The following is a 16,881-nucleotide window of genomic DNA, read 5'->3' as shown; positions in this document are numbered from 1 at the left end:
CCCGTACATCGCATCCTGGTCTTCGGCGTCAGCCGGAGCAGTGGCCGGCCGGCTTCCGCCTCCACGAGTGATAGGCAAAGCGAATCACCGGTGCAGGGGTAGCACACTTCCAGTTTCCCCGACAGGTGCGGAGAATCATCGCAGCTCGCCGCTACTCGTACGGTCAGGGAGGTGGACGCACGGGTAGGTGGCGGTCGGCAGCAGGGCCCGCCTGCGATCTCGCGGAGCTGATGGCCGATCCGACATCCATTTCGACCTGGAGGGACGATGGAGAGCCAGCTGAACGGCGACCATTCCGTTGCGGCCGACGCCACAGAAGCCTGCCCACACCTTCGGCAGCTGGACCTGGCACCGCCGCCCGATCGCCCGCTCGACGACCCCGAGCACTTCAGCGAGCTTCGCCGCTGCCCGGTCGGTGAAGTCGCGCTCGGGCCCGAGCTCAAGGCCTGGATGTTCACCAAGTTCGACGACGTGAAGGACATCCTGAGCGACACCCGCTTCAGCGCCAACCCGACGACCCCGGGCTTCCCCGTCCACGGCCTGCACACGCCCGAATGTTCCGGCCCCGTCGTTGATTCCCTGCCGCTCCTGCCGAATCGAGTTGGGAGACGGTGCGGGTAGCGCCGGGGATCGTCCAGTGCTGCCGCGAAACGCCGGCAGCGGGTCCTGCCCCGCGCCCCTTGCCGGTTCCCGCCACGAGCACCCGCGCGGACCTCGGCTGCGCACCCTCCTGCCTGTGAGAGGACGTCATGAGCAAGCCAGCGACGGTGCTGGCGGTCGGTGCAGCTGCGATGCTGTTGGCCGCATGCGCGCAAGAGTCCACCGGGAACCCGGAGGATTACCCGAGCCGCAGCATCCGGCTCATCACTCCGTTTCCAGCCGGATCGTCGGCCGACAGGTTGGCCCGGCTCTACGCCAAGTGCTCCGAAACGGAGCTCGGTCAACCCGTCCTGGTGGAAAACCGCGCCGGCGGCAACGGAACGATCGGCATGAACGAAGTCATCCACGCCAAACCCGACGGCTACACGCTGGCGCATGCCACCACCAGCACCGGCGCGATCGCCCCGATGCTCACCCCGGACGCCGGGTACGACGCGACGTCACTGGTGCCGATCGGCGCCATCAGCACCACTCCGTCGGTCTTCCTGGTCACCCCGACCAGTCCGATCACCTCGCTGAAGCAGCTCTTCGGCACCGGCGATCACGTCGTGGTCGCGACCTCGGGGTCGTCGACGTCCTCGGGCCTCAACGTCAAGGGGCTCGTGGACAACTACGGGCTCGAGGCGGATCAGATCGCTTACGGCAGCCTCAGCGAAGGCCAGCGCGGACTCGCCCACGGCGACTACGACCTCTTGGTCGCCCCCGGCTCGAAGGTCATCGTGAAGGCCATCCGCTCGGGAGAACTCCGAGCGCTCGCAGTGGCCGCCGACCACCGACCGGATTCCCTCGCCGACATACCAACCCTGAGCGACCTGGGTTACGGGACGGGGCAACTCCCCGGACCGGGCATCGTTTCCTACTGGGCCGCGCCCACCCGCACCAACCCGGTGGTGCTCGACAAGCTCCGCCGGACGCTGACCACCTGCACCGGCGACGAGCAGATCCGCTCCGAGGTGGCCGACAGCGCCCCCGACCCCGGCCTCGACGGCCGGCGCGTCGCCGAGCTGCTCACCGAAACCGAGAAGACGCTCGCCGGACTGGTGCGGCGATGACGGCCGAGCAGCAAGCGCCGGAGGGTGCCGCCGAGAACCGGAGGACTTCGCGAACCAGCGCCGTTCCGGGTGTCGCGCTGCTGGCCCTCGGGGGCGCGGCGGCCATCAGCGGCATCCTGCTGGACGACCCGAGCGACGAACCAGCGGGGCCCGGCCTCTGGCCGGTGCTCGCCGGCATCGTGCTCCTGGCGGCCGCCACGGCGATCTTGTTCAAGCCTGCTCTCCGGACGGTCGATCGCGTCGACCTCGCCGAGGTTTCCCAGATCCTGAAGGGTGTTGTCCTGCTCGCCGTTTTCATCGCGCTGCTGAAGGCGACCGGGATCGTCACCGCATGCGTCGTGACCGGGCTGGTCTGGCTCCGCTTCCTCGCCAAGGAATCGTGGCTGGTTTCAGCCGTGGTGCCGACCGGTGCCGGCTTCGCGATCTACGTCGTGTTCGTTCAGTTGCTCGATGTGCCGTTGCCCGTCGACGCCTTCCTCCCGAGGTGATCGCGATCTACCAGCTCGATGGACTGCTCAACGGGTTCAGCGTCGCGCTCAGCGGCACGAATCTCCTGATGGTGCTGCTCGGCGTCGTCACCGGCATGGTGATCGGCGTCCTTCCGGGTCTGGGGCCGACAGCGACCATCGCGATGCTGTTGCCCGTCACCTACGCACTCGAACCGTCCGGCGCGATAATCCTGCTGGCCGGGATCTACTACGGCGCGATGTACGGCGGAACCATCACAGCCGTGCTCGTCCGAGTCCCGGGTGAGGTCGCCTCGATCGTCACCACCTTCGACGGCTACGAGATGGCCCGGCAGGGACGTGCCGGCGCAGCGCTCGGGACGGCGGCGATCGGGTCGTTCGTCGGCGGTGTCGTCGCCACGGTCGTGCTCGTCGTCCTCTCGGCGCCGCTGGCCGCGCTCGCGGCCGAGTTCGGGCCACCCGAACTGTTCGCGGTGGCGCTGCTTGGCCTCCTGCTGGTGCTGGCCATCGCGCGGGGTTCACTGATCAAAGCACTCGCGATGCTCGGCGCAGGGCTGCTCATCAGCACTGTGGGCCAGGATCCCGTCGACGGCGTGGCGCGGTTCACCTTCGGTTCCCTGGACCTGCTCGGGGGCCTGGAGATCGTCGCCATCGCCATGGGCATGTTCGGCATCGGCGAAGTTCTCCACAACCTCCACCACGGCGCCGATCAGAAGCCGTTGTCCGCGAAGACCGACAAGGTGTGGCCGAGCAGCCAGGACCTGCGCACCTCCGCGGGGCCCATCGCACGCGGCACCCTCATCGGCTCGGTTCTCGGCCTGGTCCCCGGCGGTGGCAGCGTGCTCTCCTCGATGACGTCCTACGCCGTGGAACGCCGTCGCGCCGACGATCCCACCCGCTTCGGCAACGGTGCGATCGAGGGAGTCGCCGGGCCTGAAACGGCGAACAACGCCGGTTCAACGGCCAGCTTCCTCCCCCTGCTCACCCTGGGCCTGCCCACCGGCAGCGTGATGGCGCTGATGTTCGGGGCCCTGTTGCTGCAAGGCATCACGCCCGGCCCCACGCTCGTCAGCGAACATCCGGACGTGTTCTGGGGGATCATGGCCTCGATGTTCATCGGCAACCTGATGCTGCTGGTGTTCAACATCCCGCTGGTCGGTGTGTTCGTGCAGTTGCTGAAGATCCGCATGAGCGTGATCGGCGCGGTGACCATCATGGTCACCATGGTCGGAGTTTATTCCCTGAACAACAGCATCTTCGACATGGTCGTGGCCGTGGTCGCCGGACTCCTCGGCTACGCCATGCGCAAGACCGGGTTCGAACCGGGCCCCCTGGTGCTGTCGGCGATCCTCGGCGGCACCCTGGAATCCAACCTGCGCGCAGCGCTGACGATGTCCGGCGGAGACCCCACGATCTTCTTGACCCGTCCGGTCTCGCTCGTCCTCTGCACGCTGTTCGTGGCCGTCCTCATCGCGGCCACGTGGCTGGCCGCCAGGAAGCGCCGAACCCGGAACCCGGCGGCCGGGGCCGCACGCGCTGGGTGAACCCAGCACAGCGGTCCGATGCGCCCGCGGCCATCGGGAACCGGGGTGAACGCGTGATTCGTTCCCGGCCAGCAGGAAGCACGACTGTATCGATCCACAATGGACAGTGGTGTTCCCGGTGGCGCCTCCGAGGCCCCGAGACATGTCTTCCGCGCCTCCTTCCCCATCGAGATCCGGTAGCAGTGCGCCCACACCCGCCGGGAACGCCCGATCGGAACCTCAATCCTCATGACTGTTGTGGAGTGCCCGGCATTCCGGGACGAGCTATCGCCCCGATAGCAGAAGGCCTGTTGCATTGGTCGCCGGCCGCAGTGACTCTGTTCACAGCTCGCCGGAGAGGCGCTCAGATGGTCAGCGACATCTACGCCTGGGCCGTCGCGGGGTCATGCGCGGCTGTGGACGGAAAGCAACGGACACCGAACCACGCACCTGCGCACGTGTGAGCACCCACTCCGGGCGCTCTGGCACGAGGAGGCAAATGCACGTGAGAACTTCGGCCACACCAGCGTCCACTGCGGACAACAAGACGGGACCGCCGCCGGCTCGGAGCAGCCGGCGTGCTTGGGTCGTGACCGCCCTGCTGCTGGTCTTCATGCTGATCAACTTCGCCGACAAGGCAGTGCTCGGGCTCGCCGCCGAGCCGATCATCCACGAACTCGGCCTCTCGCCGAGTGAATACGGGCTGCTGCAAAGCGGGTTCTACGCCCTGTTCGGGGTCTCGGCCATCGCTGTCGGATTCCTCTCGAACCGGGTCGCCACGAAGTGGATCTTGCTGGTGATGGCACTGGTATGGGCATTCGCCATGCTGCCCGTGATCTGGCCGGTCGGATTCGCGGTCCTGCTGGTGAGCCGAATCGTCCTCGGCGCAGCAGAGGGACCGGCGAACCCGATGGCGATGCACGCGGCGCACAAGTGGTTTCCCAACGAGAAGCGCAGTCTGCCCAGTGCCCTTCTCAACGTCGGCGGCGGCATTGGCGTGGCGGTGGCCGCTCCAGTGCTCACCGCGGTGATTGCCACCTTCGGATGGCGCTGGGCGTTCTTCGCGCTGTTCGCGGTCGGAATCGTGTGGGTGTTGCTCTGGCTGATGCTCGGCGAGGAGGGCACCGTCGCGGGTCCCGCCCGCGATCGGCAGACCTCGGATGGAGGTATCGACGAACCCCACGTCCCCTACCGTCGAATTCTGCTCAGCGGCACCGGGCTCGGCGCGTTCTTCAACGCCTTCGTGAGCTACTGGAGCCTGGCGCTCCTGATTTCCTGGGTTCCCCCGTACTTCCAAATCGTCCTCGGCTACAGCGCCGGCGAAACCGGTGCCCTTCTAGTGCTCCCCTGGGTGGCCAACGCTCTGTTCGTACTCGGGCAGGGCTTGCTCAGCGAGTGGCTGATGCGCCGTGGCGTGTCCAGCAGGCTCGCCCGCGGCGTGCTCGGCGGTGTCGCAGTCGTGATCGCCGGTATTGCCATGGTCCTGTTCCCGCTCACCGCAGGTGGACTTCAACTCGTACTGATGACCGTCGCCTTCAGCCTCGGCGCGATCGTTTTCGCCATCGGCAGTACCGTCAACGGCGAAATCAGCCCCACCCGCCAGCGCGGGGCGGTGCTGTCGATCTACACCGCGGCCGCCACGACGGCCGGACTGATCGCGCCGTACGTCACCGGCCGCATCATCGAAGCCGCAGCGACCCCCGCCGCTGGATACACCACCGGATTCACCATCGCGGGTGCGCTCCTGCTGCTCGGTGGACTGCTTGCCGCGCTGATCGTGCGTCCCGAGCGCGATGCGCGCCGCCTCGGGGTCGATGGTGCGCGCGAAGTCGCCGCCAGGTGATGAGGCCGCAGCCGATCTCCGGCGTCCGCGCCGCCCTCGCGACGGATTGACGCCGCGTTCTCCGCGATAGCACCGATGTGACCGTGCCCGCGACTACCGTGCGCCCTTCCGAGAACGAGCTACCCAAGCGGAAACGGCCTCGCGGCATGGCCGGCAAAGGGAGCCGGATCGGAAGAGCTTCGGGCCCCGATCCGGCTCCCGGCATGTGGAATCAGCTGTCCCAAGGCAAATGTCGTGGTGTCCCGCACTGTTGCACAGACAGGTGCAGAGAAGCTCCACTGTGGTTTCCTACCGCTTGGTGATTTCCTCGGTGAGCTGCGGGGCGACCTTGAACAGGTCACCCACGACGCCGAAGTCGGCGATCTCGAAGATCGGGGCTTCGGGGTCCTTGTTCACCGCGACGATCGTCTTCGACGTCTGCATCCCCGCCCGGTGCTGGATCGCGCCCGAGATACCCAGCGCGATGTACAGCTGCGGCGACACGGTCTTACCGGTCTGACCGACCTGGAACTGGTGCGGGTAGTAACCCGAATCCACCGCCGCACGCGAGGCACCCACCGCAGCACCCAGGGAGTCGGCGAGCTTCTCCACGACCTCGAACGACTCCGCCGAACCCACACCACGACCACCGGAGACCACAATGCTGGCCTCGGTCAGCTCCGGGCGGTCACCGGCCTCGGCCGGCTGCCGGCCGGTGATCTTCGCACCCGAGGCCGCCGGAACCTCCACCGACTCCACCGCCGCGGCACCCGCGGCCTGCTCCGGCTCGATCGCACCCGGCAGCACCGTGACGATCGGAACGCCCGTGGTGACCTTGGCCTTCGCGTCGTAGGTGCCACCGAACAGCGAATGCGACGCCACACCGTCGGCGTCGAGGTCCACGACCTCCGACAGCAGACCCGAACCGATGCGGATCGCCAACCGGCCCGCGATCTCCTTGCCGTCGATCGACGCCGGTACCAGCACCGCCGCCGGTGACACGCTGCCCACCAACGCGGCGAGCACGTCGACCTGCGGCGTCACCAGGAACTGCGCGGCCTCGGCCGATTCCGCGGCGTAGACCTTCGCCGCACCATAGGCCGCCAGCGCATCGGTGAGCTTCCCAGCGGTACCCGGCTCACCGACCACCACCGCCGACGGCTCACCCAACCGACGCGCCGCGGTCAGCAGCTCGTGCGTGACCTTCTTGACCTCGCCGTCCACGTGATCGACGAGGACCAGAACCTCAGCCATGAATCAATGCCTCCTCGAAAACCCGTGAACGACTCAGAGCAGCTTCTCGCCGGCCAGGAACTCCACGACGGCCACGCCGCCCTCGCCCTCGTCGGTGACCTTCACACCACCGGACTTCGGCGGCTTCGGCGCGGACTCCACCACCTGCGACCCCGCCGCAGCCAGACCCACCTCGCCCGCGTCGATCCCCGCATCCGCCAGCGACAACACGGCCACCGGCTTCTTCTTCGCGGCCATGATGCCCTTGAACGACGGGTACCGCGGCTCGTTGATCTTCTCCGTCACGCTGACCACCGCCGGCAACGCGGCCTCGACGTTCAGGATCCCCGCGTCGGTCTCCCGCTCGATCGACACGCTCGAACCATCGGTGACGACCTTGCGCGCGAACGTCAGCTGCGGCCAGCCCAGCACCTCGGCCACCATCGCCGGCACCGCACCCGTGCGACCATCCGTGGCCTCGTTACCCGCGATCACCAGATCAACACCCTCCACGGTGCCGATCACCTTCGCCAACGCCCGCGCGGTCGACGGCGCGTCCGTGCCGTGCAACGCCTCATCAGAGAGGTGCACCGCCTTGTCCGCACCCATCGACAACGCCTTGCGAATCGCATCCGTCGCGCGATCCGGGCCCATGCAGACGACGGTCACTTCGCCGCCCTGAGCCTCCTTGATCAACAGCGCTTCCTCCACCGCGCGCTCGTTGATCTCATCCAACACCGCATCGGCCGACTCACGATCCAACGTGTGATCCGCCGCAGACAACTTCCGCTCGGAATACGTGTCGGGCACCTGCTTCACCAACACAACGATGTTCATCACGATCTACCCACATCCGTCGAGGACCACCGCAGCCCGAAAAAGCCACTCACCGGCCCCTGCACCACAGCGGCTCTGCTTCCGGTTCTCTGGTTGCCGACCTGATCGGAGACTTCGAAGACCGTCTCGATCTCCACTGGAGCGAGTCATCCCGGCCTCCTCCCACGCTTGGCGCGCCCGCAGCGGTGCGGACAAGTCGGTTGGAGAACAGGTGTACGCGGCATCAGCCCGGCCGTGAAGTCACCATCTGCTCAAAATCGCCGCATGATCTTGAGCGATCGCACAAACCGCTTCAAACGAACGGCAAACAGTGGTTAGCCTGGGGCATGGGTATCACCGTTGGCGAGCTCCTCGAAGTCCCGCACCTGCGCCTCCGGCTGCATTCGGGCTCGGCCGGCCTGAACAACACGGTGTCCTGGACCCACACCTGCGATCTGCCCGAGCCATGGGAATGGATCACCGGCGGCGAAATGCTGATGACCAACGGAATGTCCTTTCCCCGCAGAGCCGAAGACCAGGAGAAGCTGGTCGAGCGGCTGGTCGAGGCCGGTGCCAGCGCCCTCGCCATCGGCGAACGCATGTACTGCCCGCCGCTGCACCCGCAGCTGGAACAAGCCAGCGACCGGCTGCGGCTCCCGGTGCTCTGGATCCGCTACCCGCTGCCGTTCGTGGCGATCTCCCGCGCGGTCGCCGAAGCAACCCTGCTGGAACAGTCGCAGCGTCTCATCAAGACGCAACGGATCTACGACGCCATAAGGCGCACGACAGCGCGAGGCTCCGACCAGACCGACTTCCTCGACGCGCTCAAGCACGAACTCGGCTGCGAAGTCCACCTCCTCCACCGGGAATCCGGCGAGCCGTGGTACCCCGATGTGGGCCCGCCCGACCCCGACGCCGCAAGGGCCGTGCGCCATAGAGACACCGTCACGCGCTACCTCACGGGAGGCGCGTTCGGCATTCCGCTCCCGGACGGCCGCGAAGTCCTGCTGGTCGAGGTACCCACTCAGGAGCACGCCACGCTGATGGTCATCAGGGATCGGAGCGCAGCGCTCGACGGGGTCCTCCTGCAACACGCGGCGACGGTCGCCGCGCTGGAACTGTCCCAAACACAGCTGGCACTGGAACAACAACGCCGGTTCGGTGCCGAGCTGCTCAACCAACTCCTCGACGGCCGCATCGATCCGCAGGTCGGCCACCAGCAGCTCCTCGACCTGCGCCTCGAACCCGCTCAAACCGTCGTCATCACCGCGCAGAGCAACGACGAAAAACGGCTCCAGGAACTGCCCACCGCCCTGTGGCGTCACGGCATCCCGCACATCTGCCGACACCGCTCCGGACGAACCCACGTCCTCGCCAAGGACGACGACGACCTCGACCTCGTTCTGACGAGAACCCTGGGAGAAACGGCGCGCATCGGCATCAGCCGTCAGGTCAGCGCCGTCACGCGGCTACCGGAGGCCGCCCGGGAGTCGAACTGGTCCCTGGGAATCGCAGACCGCACCGGTACCGCCATCGTTCGCTACGGCACTGCCGCACCGTGGATCGGCCTGTCCAACATCGCCGACGCCCAGTCCCTGGTCGATCGCGTTCTGCGCCCCATGCTCACGTACGAGGAAGACCACGGAACCAACCTGCTGGAAACCCTCAACGCCTACCTCGCCAACCAACGCTCGTGGCAGCGCACCAGCAGGGCACTTCACGTTCACCGGCAAACCGTCCTCTACCGCATCCGCAAGATCGAAGAACTCACCCACCGCGACCTCAGCGAAACAAGCGACATCGCCGAACTGTGGCTGGCACTGCGCGCGCTCGAACTCATCTCCTGGTGAGTCCCCGCTGATGCCGGTGATCCGTGCTGCCCGGCGGTTGAGTGCTGGTGGTGGTCGTTCGCGACGCCTAGGTTGTGTTTCAGGTAGCGGGTGAGTCCTGGGCGGATAGTTCTTCGGCCAGTTCCATACAGCGCAGGCGGGCTGGGGAGAAGTCGTAGGGCATCTTGCCGATGGCTTCGAACACGCTCATGGAGTCGGCCTCCCGCCTGCCAGAGCCGAGGTCGGCCTCGTCCTCGCCGTCATCGGCGGTAGCAGGGTGCAAAGTGTCCCAGGCGTCGAAGAGGGCATCGTCGTCCTTACCCAGGCCGGACTCCTCGATGACGGCCTGCAGGGCGCTTTCGAAGGCGTGCCGCTCGACGGCCACTTGAGCCACCCGTGGATCATCGACGGCGACGCTGTCATCGAGTGCCTCCTCGGCGTCATCGATGCGGTCGGATTCCTCCCGCAGAGCGGGATGCGTGGCCAGGACGATGAAGCGGGTGGACTGGACGGCCGCGCCGAGCGGGCCGAAGATCCGCTCAGTGACCAGCAGACTGTCCAGGTCCGCCTGACGCAGGGAGCCCTCGGGCAGGCTCCTGAGGCGTTCGGTGACGAAGTCGGAGAGCAGGCCCATCCGGCTGCCTTCGGTGCGCATCCGCTGCACGGCGGTCCGTTGCCGCCGCAATTCCGCCTCCTGCTCGGCGAGGGTTTCCTCCAACCGCTCCAGGATGCCCGCGATATCTTCTCCGCTGTCCGCACCGGCGGAAGCCGTGCCGGTGATAAAGGCGTCACGGATGTCGTCCAGGGCGATCCCGGCGTCGGCCATCTTGCGAATCCACAGCAAGCGGATCATGTCCTCGTACCCGTAGCGGCGGCGGTCATCGCCGCCCCGCTCAGGCTCGGGGAGCAGGCCGATCTCGTGGTAATGGCGAATCGCCCGTGGCGTGCTGCCGGCGAAGGCCGCCGCGTCACCGATCTTGACCTGGCGGGGTGGCATGAAAGACGAATGCACGAGCAGGGACCTTTCCTCAAGGGATCGGGACGTAGGTCCACGGGACCACATGCCGCTACGGAAGGTGCAACCCCATGCACACCGCTCCGCGCCAATGCCAGGAAATGCGCCCTTCCTCCGCAATGACGCATCAGCCCTCGCCTGCAACAACGTCAGCAGCCGGGCCCACACGACCTAGACCGGTCGGGCGGGAGCGGCGGCCGACGAGTCGGGCCTGCGCACCTCGGTCTTGCTCATGAGCGTGATGAGGTCGAAGGCAACCGTCGCGGCCGCCACGCACGTGATCTCGGCGTGGTCGTACGCTGGAGCCGTCTCGACCACATCCGCTCCAACCAGGTTGAGACCGTCGAGGCGGCGAAGCAGGTGCAGCAGTTCACGGCTGGAGAGTCCGCCCATCTCCGGCGTCCCCGTGCCCGGTGCGAACGCCGGGTCGAGCACGTCGATGTCGATCGAGAGGTAGACCGGGGCGTCCCCCACCCGCCGCCGCACCGCATCGACGGCTCCGTCGATGCCGAGCGTGTCGAGGTCCCCGGCCCGGATGACCCGGAATCCGAACGATGCGTCGTCGACGAGGTCGAGCTGGTCGTAGATGGGCCCGCGGATGCCGACGTGGATCGACTTCTCCTCGGCGAGCAGACCCTCCTCGAATGCGCGGCGGAACACCGTCCCGTGGGTGATCGGGGCCTTGAAGTAGGTGTCCCAGGTGTCCAGGTGCGCGTCGAAGTGGACGAGCGCGATCGGGCCGTACTTGTCCCGCGCGGCGCGCAGCATCGGCAGTGCGACGGTGTGGTCACCACCGATGGTCACCAGGCGCCGGTCCCGAGCCCCGACGACCTCGCGGGCGAACCCCTCGATCTGCTTGACCGCCTCGTCGATGGAGTACGGCGTGCACGGGACGTCGCCGGCGTCGACGACCTGGACCCGCTCCAGTGGCGCGGCGTCGAGCTCGACGTGGAACCTCGGCCGCAGGTGCCGCGACGCCTGCCGGACCCCCATCGGCCCGAACCGGGCGCCCGGCCGGTAGGAAGTGCCTCCGTCGAAGGGGACGCCCAGAACGGCGATGTCGTAGTCGGGCACGGCGTCGATGGCCGGGATCCGTGCGAAGGTCCCGGGCCCGGCGAAACGCGGGACCACGGTGGCTTCCAGGGCACCGATCGGCTGGTGGTCACTCATCGTCAGGTGGCTCCGATCAGGGAGGTGGGTGGATTGACAGAAGACGCCGGACGAACCGTCGCCGAGGTCGATCGGGCTACTCGGCCGCGCTCACGACGGCCTCGCCGGCACTCGCCTTGCGCCGGGCCAGCACCGTGACGGTGACGTAGTACAGCGGCGAGACGATGAGCAGACCGGCGATGAAGGAGATATCGGTGTCGCCGAGAAGCCCGGCGATCGGCCCGGTGTACGCCGTACCGATGACCATGAAGGGCAACTGGACCGCGACCCCGATCAGATAACAGATCACCGCCGGCCAGTTCACCAGCCCGTAGCGACCGCCGTCGCGCCGGAAGAAGTCCTCGACCGCGTAGTCGCCGTGCCGGACCAGGTAGAAGTCGACGAGGTTGACCGCCGTCCACGGGATCAGGGAGCCGAGCAGCAACGTCAGGAAGTTGTTGTAAGTCGCCACGAAGCCATCGCCCGCGGTGAGCGCCACCCCTAGCGCCACCACGACGAGCCCAGTGGCGATCAAAGCCCGCTCGCGGCTGCGGGCGGTGAAGCGCGGCGCGAACGTCTGCACGATCGTGATCGTGCACAGGGTGCCGCAGTAGAGGTTCATCGCGTTCGTGGCCGCGACGCCGATGCTGAACACGGCGACGACCAGCACGCTGATCCCCGCGGTGGCCTCGGTCAGGGCGACGACGGGGTCCAGGTCCGGCAGGAGCAACCCAATGCCTGCGCCGAGGAACATCGGCAGGATCGAACCGAGGCTGGTGCCCCAGTAGCTCATCCAGAACGCCGGCTTCGCTCCGGTCCGCGCCGGCATGTAGCGGGAGTAGTCCGAGACGTACGGCGCGTAGGCGAGTTGCCAGACGGCCGAGGCCGACACAACGCTCATGAACCCGGCCAGGCTGGCGCCGCTGGTGTGGAAGAAGGTGGCTGGGATCGGGTGGACCACGAACGCCCAGACGAACGCCAGCAGCAGGACCGCGCCCGAGACGTAGGTCATGATCCGCGCGTAGGCGTGGATCACCGCGTATCCCCAGATGGTGGCCGCGAGGCTGGCGACGGCGATCAGGACGATGCCGCCGCGCTGCCCCAGGTGTGGAATGACGGACGCGAGGGACGCACCTCCGAAGACCAGGATCGAGATGAAGAACCCGAGGTACATGCACACCACGATCAGCACGATCAGCACGGAGCCCCAGGAACCGAACTGGCCCTTGGTCTGCACCATCTGAGGTACGCCGAGACGCGGGCCCTGCGCCGAGTGCAGTGCCATGAAGACCGCACCGAGCAGATTGCCGACGACGATCGCCAGGGCCGCGGACCAGGCCGGCTGGCCGAAGACCGTGGTGGCCAGAGCACCCGTGACGATGGACAGGATCATGATGTTGGTGCCGAACCAGATCGTGAACATGTCCCGGTTCGTGCCGTGTCGCTGGTCCAGCGGGATGGGCTGGATGGTGGCCGACTCGATGTTCGCAGCGGGCTCCTGCCGCCCTGTCGACTGCTCGCTCATACTGCTCCTCCGCCCCGCTAGCGGGTCCGGTTGACCATCACGTGCTTGGTGCGCGAGTAGTCGTCGAGCGCGTACGCCGACAGGTCACGCCCGTAACCGGAGGACTTGAAGCCGCCCCATGGCATCTCGGTGGCGAAGGCGAGATGGTCATTGACCCAGACCGTGCCGAAGTCCAGCCGACCGGGCAGGTCGGCGGCCAGCCGCGCATTCTCGGTCCAGACCGACGCCGACAGCCCGTACCTCGTGCCGTTGGCCGCCGTGACCGCGGCGTCCTCGTGGGTGAACGTCTCGACCGTCACGACCGGGCCGAAGATCTCCTCGCGGGTGCACTCCGCACCGTCGGGGATGTTCACCAGGACGGTCGGGAGGACGAAGAAACCGTCGCCGTCCGGCGCCTTGCCGCCGGTCGCGGCTCGCACGCCTTCGGCGTACGCCCGGTCCAGGAAGCCGACCACCCGGTCGCGATGCGCCTGCGTGACCAGCGGGCCCATCTCGATGTGGTCCCCCTCCGCCGGGTCGCCGACGGCCAGCGCCTCAGCCCGGGACACCAGCCGCGCGACCAGGTCGTCGTGCACCGACTCCTCGACGAGGATCCGGCATGCGGCACCGCAGTCCTGTCCGGAGTTGCCGAAGCCGGCGAACGCCACGCCGTCGGCCACCGCGTCCAGGTCGGCGTCGGCGAACACCAGGACGGGCGCCTTGCCGCCGAGCTCGAGGTGCACGCGCTTGAGCGACTCGGCGGCCGCGCGGGCCACCGCATGGCCGCTGCGGACACTGCCGGTGACTGACACGAGCGCGACATCGGGGTGGGTCGCAAGCGCCTCACCGACGACCGGCCCGTCGCCGGTGACCACGTTGAGCACGCCGGCGGGCAGAACGTCGGCCAGCAGCTCTGCCAGTCGCAGAGCGGTCAGCGGGGTCTGCTCGGACGGCTTCAGCACACAGGTGTTGCCTGCCGCCAGGATCGGCCCGATCTTCCAGGCGGTGGTGAGTAGCGGGTAGTTCCAGGGGGTGATGGCGGCGACGACCCCGACCGGCTCCCGCACGATCATCGAGGTGTGGCCGGCGACGTACTCACCGGCGCTGGCGCTCTGCTGAGCACGGACCGCTCCGGCCATGAACCGCAGGGTGTCGATCGTGAAGGCGACGTCCTCGCGCGCCAGCGGCATCGGCTTGCCGGCGTTGGCGGATTCCAGCCGCGCTAGCTCCTCGGCGTGCGTCTCGGCCACGGCCGCGGCCTCGAGCAGCACATCGGCGCGCTCCTTCGGCGTCTTCTGGCGCCAGTCGGCGAACGCCGTCCTGGCAGCGGCCACGGCCTGGTCGACGTCGGCCGCCGTGCCGTACCGGACTCGGGCGATGGGCTGGCCCGTCGCGGGGTTGATCACCGGATGGGTCCGGGTTCCGGTGCCCGCCCAGCGAGCGCCGTTGACGAAGTGCGGCAACGCTTCGGGCTCGGCACCGACCGGCGCCGGGGCGTCGCCGGTCAGCGGAGCCGCTTCTGTCTGGGATCGCGTCTCGGTCATCGTGGATCCTTTGTTCGTCGGGCTCAACCGGTCGGAGAACCGCGTTCCACGACGCCCACCAACATGTCGACGTATGCGTCGGTGTCGTCGTGGGCCGCGCGCGGCGGTGGGTCGTAGGCGAGGGCGGTCTTCACCTGGGGGCTCAGGAAGTAGGCACCGGCAGTGAGCACGGTGAGGGCTTGAAATTGGTCGGGGCTGCGAGTGGCGAGCTCCTCGAGTGCCGCCTCGGGCTCCTGGCCCGCGCACGAGGCCATCGCGTCGGCGAACGCTTCGGCAAGGTCCGGCCGGTAGCCCAGGGCCTGGTCGATCAACGCCTCCGGAACCCCTGCCGCGGCGGCCGACGGCATCGCCTCGGACGCCGGGATGAGTACGTCTGCGAGCGCGGCGAAGGTGCGCCGCTGTTCGGAATCGAGCATCACGGAATCCTCAGCAGGAAATGGTCTGGTCGCGCCGGTTGTCGGCGAGGTGGCGCATCGCCCGCAGCGCGACCGCCATGATGGTGGCGGTCGGGTTGACGCCCGTCGAGGTGACGAACACGCTGCCGTCGATGACGAAGAGGTTGGGTACGTCGTGGGCGCGGCCGTACTCGTCCACGACGGAGGTGGCGGGGTCGGTGCCCATGCGGGCGGTGCCGAGGAGGTGCCAGCCGCTGTCGCGGACGACCGGGATGGGGTGGACCGCGGTAGCGCCTGCGGCCAGGTGTGCCTCGATGGCCCGGTCGACGTGGAACTTGAGCATGCGCTCGGTGTTCTCGCCGATGGTGTAGCGGATCTTCGGCACCGGGATGCCGTCGGAGTCGGTGGCCGCGGGGTCGAGGACGACCTCGTTGTGCTCCTCCGGCAGGTCTTCGGTGGTGATGCCCCACTCGGTGTAGCGCCCGAAGGTGCTCCGCAGCCGGCGGTGGAAGGCCGGTCCGAACGCCTCGCGCCAGTCCTGGCCGGGCTCCCACAACGTGTGGGCCAGTGGTCCGCCGGTCGGCATCAGGTTCCACTTCGCCCCTCGGACGAAGCCCCGGTCGGTGTCGGTCTCGTAGAACTGCGTCGACTGCAATGCCTGCCCGCTAGGCCCCAGCCAGGCCTCGAGCTCCTCCTCGTAGGTTCCGTACACCGAGGCATAGGGGTGCACCATCAACCGCTTGCCCACCAGACCCGAGGAGTTCGCCAGGCCGTCGGGGAACTGCGCGGACGCCGAGTTGAGCAGCAGTCGCGGGGTGCCGATCCCGTTGGCGGCGAGCACGGTCACGCCTGCCGCCTGATGGTGCAGGGCACCGTCGCGATCGAGGTACTCGGCGCCGGTCACCAGACCACGGTTGTCGACCGTGAGCCGCCGCACCCGGGCCCCGGTCACCAGGACCGCTCCGGCGGCGATCGCCTCGCGCCAGTGGGTGAAGTCGGTGCTCGCCTTCGCTCCGGTCGGGCACCCGGACTCGCACGCGCCGTACCTCAGGCAGGCGGGCCGGTTCTTGAACTTCCGCGAGGCGATGGCGTTGGGCGCGGGCCACCAGTGCCAGCCGAGCTTGTCCATCCCCTTCGCCGCAGCGAGGCCGTACTTGCCGATCGGCAGTGGCGGCAGCGGGAACGTGTGCGCATCCGGGTACGCCGGGTCGCCTTCGAGCCCGGACGCACCGATGTGGTGTGTGACCTCGTCGTAGAACGGGCGCAGGTCCTCGTAGGTGAACGGCCAGTCGTCCGCCACCCCGTCGAGGGTCCGGACCCGGAAGTCGGAGGGCAGCGCCCGCACCCAGTGACCGGAGAACAGGATGGTGCTGCCTCCGACGCCGTTGAACATGAGCGGCTCGATCGGACTCTCGGTGACGTCGATCGGGTAGTCGCTTGCCGCTCCGCGCATGTTCGGGCTGGGGTTCCACTGCTTCAGGCGGGCCAGTTCCCATTGGGGCTTCCCCCCGGGGAAGTCATCCGGAAGGGCCCAGTCGCCCTGTTCGAGGCAGACCACGCGGAACCCGCGCGTGGCCAACTCGAGGGCCGCTACTCCGCCGGAGGCACCGGCACCCACGATGAGTACGTCTGCGTCGGGGTGGTCCTGCTGTGCGTTCACCAGTCGATCTCCCGATCAGCTCGGTTCGGTGCGGCCCAGAATGCTTGAGCGGGGCTCGGCGACGCTACTGTCCGACCGCCACAACCGAGTCCGCGCTACTTGAGCAAATGCACAACCGGAAAAGACCGTCCGTTGGGCCGGTTCCCACCGAGGCCTACCCTTGGGATGCGGCGCGCACGGCCCCGGCGAACCGGCGGACGAAGAGCTCGTCA

14 protein-coding genes are annotated in these 16,881 nt (G+C 68.0%); 6 read left to right on the top strand and 8 right to left on the bottom strand.

Annotated features, from left to right (window positions below; genetic code table 11):
- Nucleotides 1-267: 267 nt before the first annotated feature.
- The 5 genes from AC07EQ_RS19270 (at nt 268) to AC07EQ_RS19250 (ending at nt 5,545) form a co-directional block, all read left to right on the top strand.
- Nucleotides 268-621 (top strand): hypothetical protein, encoded by a 354-nt coding sequence (locus tag AC07EQ_RS19270; protein WP_478389283.1) that lies wholly within the window; start codon nt 268-270, stop codon nt 619-621.
- Nucleotides 622-749: 128 nt separating this feature from the next.
- The gene (locus tag AC07EQ_RS19265) at nt 750-1,712 is read left to right on the top strand and encodes a tripartite tricarboxylate transporter substrate binding protein (protein ID WP_478389282.1); all 963 of its coding nucleotides are present in this window, start codon (nt 750-752) and stop codon (nt 1,710-1,712) included.
- Nucleotides 1,709-2,200 carry a tripartite tricarboxylate transporter TctB family protein gene (locus AC07EQ_RS19260; protein WP_478389281.1) on the top strand — a complete coding sequence of 164 codons (492 nt, stop codon included), beginning with the start codon at nt 1,709-1,711 and terminating at the stop codon, nt 2,198-2,200. The genes AC07EQ_RS19265 and AC07EQ_RS19260 overlap by 4 nt, the downstream gene beginning before the upstream one ends.
- Complete coding sequence (locus tag AC07EQ_RS19255) at nt 2,197-3,723, top strand: tripartite tricarboxylate transporter permease (RefSeq protein WP_478389280.1); 1,527 nt, start codon at nt 2,197-2,199, stop codon at nt 3,721-3,723. Before AC07EQ_RS19260 ends, AC07EQ_RS19255 begins: the two co-directional genes overlap by 4 nt.
- Before the next feature lie 568 nt (nt 3,724-4,291).
- Nucleotides 4,292-5,545, top strand: coding sequence for an MFS transporter (locus tag AC07EQ_RS19250; RefSeq protein ID WP_478389279.1), 1,254 nt, complete (start codon nt 4,292-4,294; stop codon nt 5,543-5,545).
- A gap of 288 nt (nt 5,546-5,833) precedes the next feature.
- On the opposite strand, the gene AC07EQ_RS19245 is transcribed toward AC07EQ_RS19250, so the two are convergent.
- Complete coding sequence (locus AC07EQ_RS19245; RefSeq protein ID WP_478389278.1) at nt 5,834-6,778, bottom strand: electron transfer flavoprotein subunit alpha/FixB family protein; 945 nt, start codon at nt 6,776-6,778, stop codon at nt 5,834-5,836.
- A 33-nt stretch (nt 6,779-6,811) separates the two neighbouring features.
- Nucleotides 6,812-7,597, bottom strand: coding sequence for an electron transfer flavoprotein subunit beta/FixA family protein (locus AC07EQ_RS19240; protein ID WP_478389277.1), 786 nt, complete (start codon nt 7,595-7,597; stop codon nt 6,812-6,814).
- 197 nt (nt 7,598-7,794) lie between these two features.
- Here AC07EQ_RS19240 and AC07EQ_RS19235 point away from each other — a divergent pair, with 197 nt between their 5' ends.
- Nucleotides 7,795-9,423 carry a PucR family transcriptional regulator gene (locus AC07EQ_RS19235; RefSeq protein WP_478389276.1) on the top strand — a complete coding sequence of 543 codons (1,629 nt, stop codon included), beginning with the start codon at nt 7,795-7,797 and terminating at the stop codon, nt 9,421-9,423.
- A 79-nt stretch (nt 9,424-9,502) separates the two neighbouring features.
- Here AC07EQ_RS19235 and AC07EQ_RS19230 read toward each other — a convergent pair whose 3' ends face one another.
- From AC07EQ_RS19230 to AC07EQ_RS19205, 6 genes are all read right to left on the bottom strand, one after another.
- Complete coding sequence (locus AC07EQ_RS19230; RefSeq protein WP_478389275.1) at nt 9,503-10,414, bottom strand: MerR family transcriptional regulator; 912 nt, start codon at nt 10,412-10,414, stop codon at nt 9,503-9,505.
- A gap of 174 nt (nt 10,415-10,588) precedes the next feature.
- On the bottom strand, nt 10,589-11,587 hold the full coding sequence (speB, locus tag AC07EQ_RS19225; RefSeq protein WP_478389274.1) for an agmatinase: 999 nt from the start codon (nt 11,585-11,587) through the stop codon (nt 10,589-10,591).
- A 76-nt stretch (nt 11,588-11,663) separates the two neighbouring features.
- The gene (locus AC07EQ_RS19220; RefSeq protein ID WP_478389273.1) at nt 11,664-13,091 is read right to left on the bottom strand and encodes a purine-cytosine permease family protein; all 1,428 of its coding nucleotides are present in this window, start codon (nt 13,089-13,091) and stop codon (nt 11,664-11,666) included.
- 17 nt (nt 13,092-13,108) lie between these two features.
- The gene (locus AC07EQ_RS19215; RefSeq protein WP_478389272.1) at nt 13,109-14,614 is read right to left on the bottom strand and encodes an aminobutyraldehyde dehydrogenase; all 1,506 of its coding nucleotides are present in this window, start codon (nt 14,612-14,614) and stop codon (nt 13,109-13,111) included.
- 23 nt (nt 14,615-14,637) lie between these two features.
- Nucleotides 14,638-15,030: a gluconate 2-dehydrogenase subunit 3 family protein gene (locus AC07EQ_RS19210; RefSeq protein WP_478389271.1), complete on the bottom strand. Its 393-nt coding sequence runs from the start codon at nt 15,028-15,030 to the stop codon at nt 14,638-14,640.
- Nucleotides 15,031-15,040: 10 nt separating this feature from the next.
- On the bottom strand, nt 15,041-16,669 hold the full coding sequence (locus AC07EQ_RS19205) for a GMC family oxidoreductase (protein ID WP_478389270.1): 1,629 nt from the start codon (nt 16,667-16,669) through the stop codon (nt 15,041-15,043).
- Nucleotides 16,670-16,881: the final 212 nt, after the last annotated feature.

The sequence above is a fragment of the Saccharopolyspora sp. NPDC045839 genome (assembly GCF_056431645.1).
This window is presented reverse-complemented; position numbering and strand designations above follow the sequence as displayed.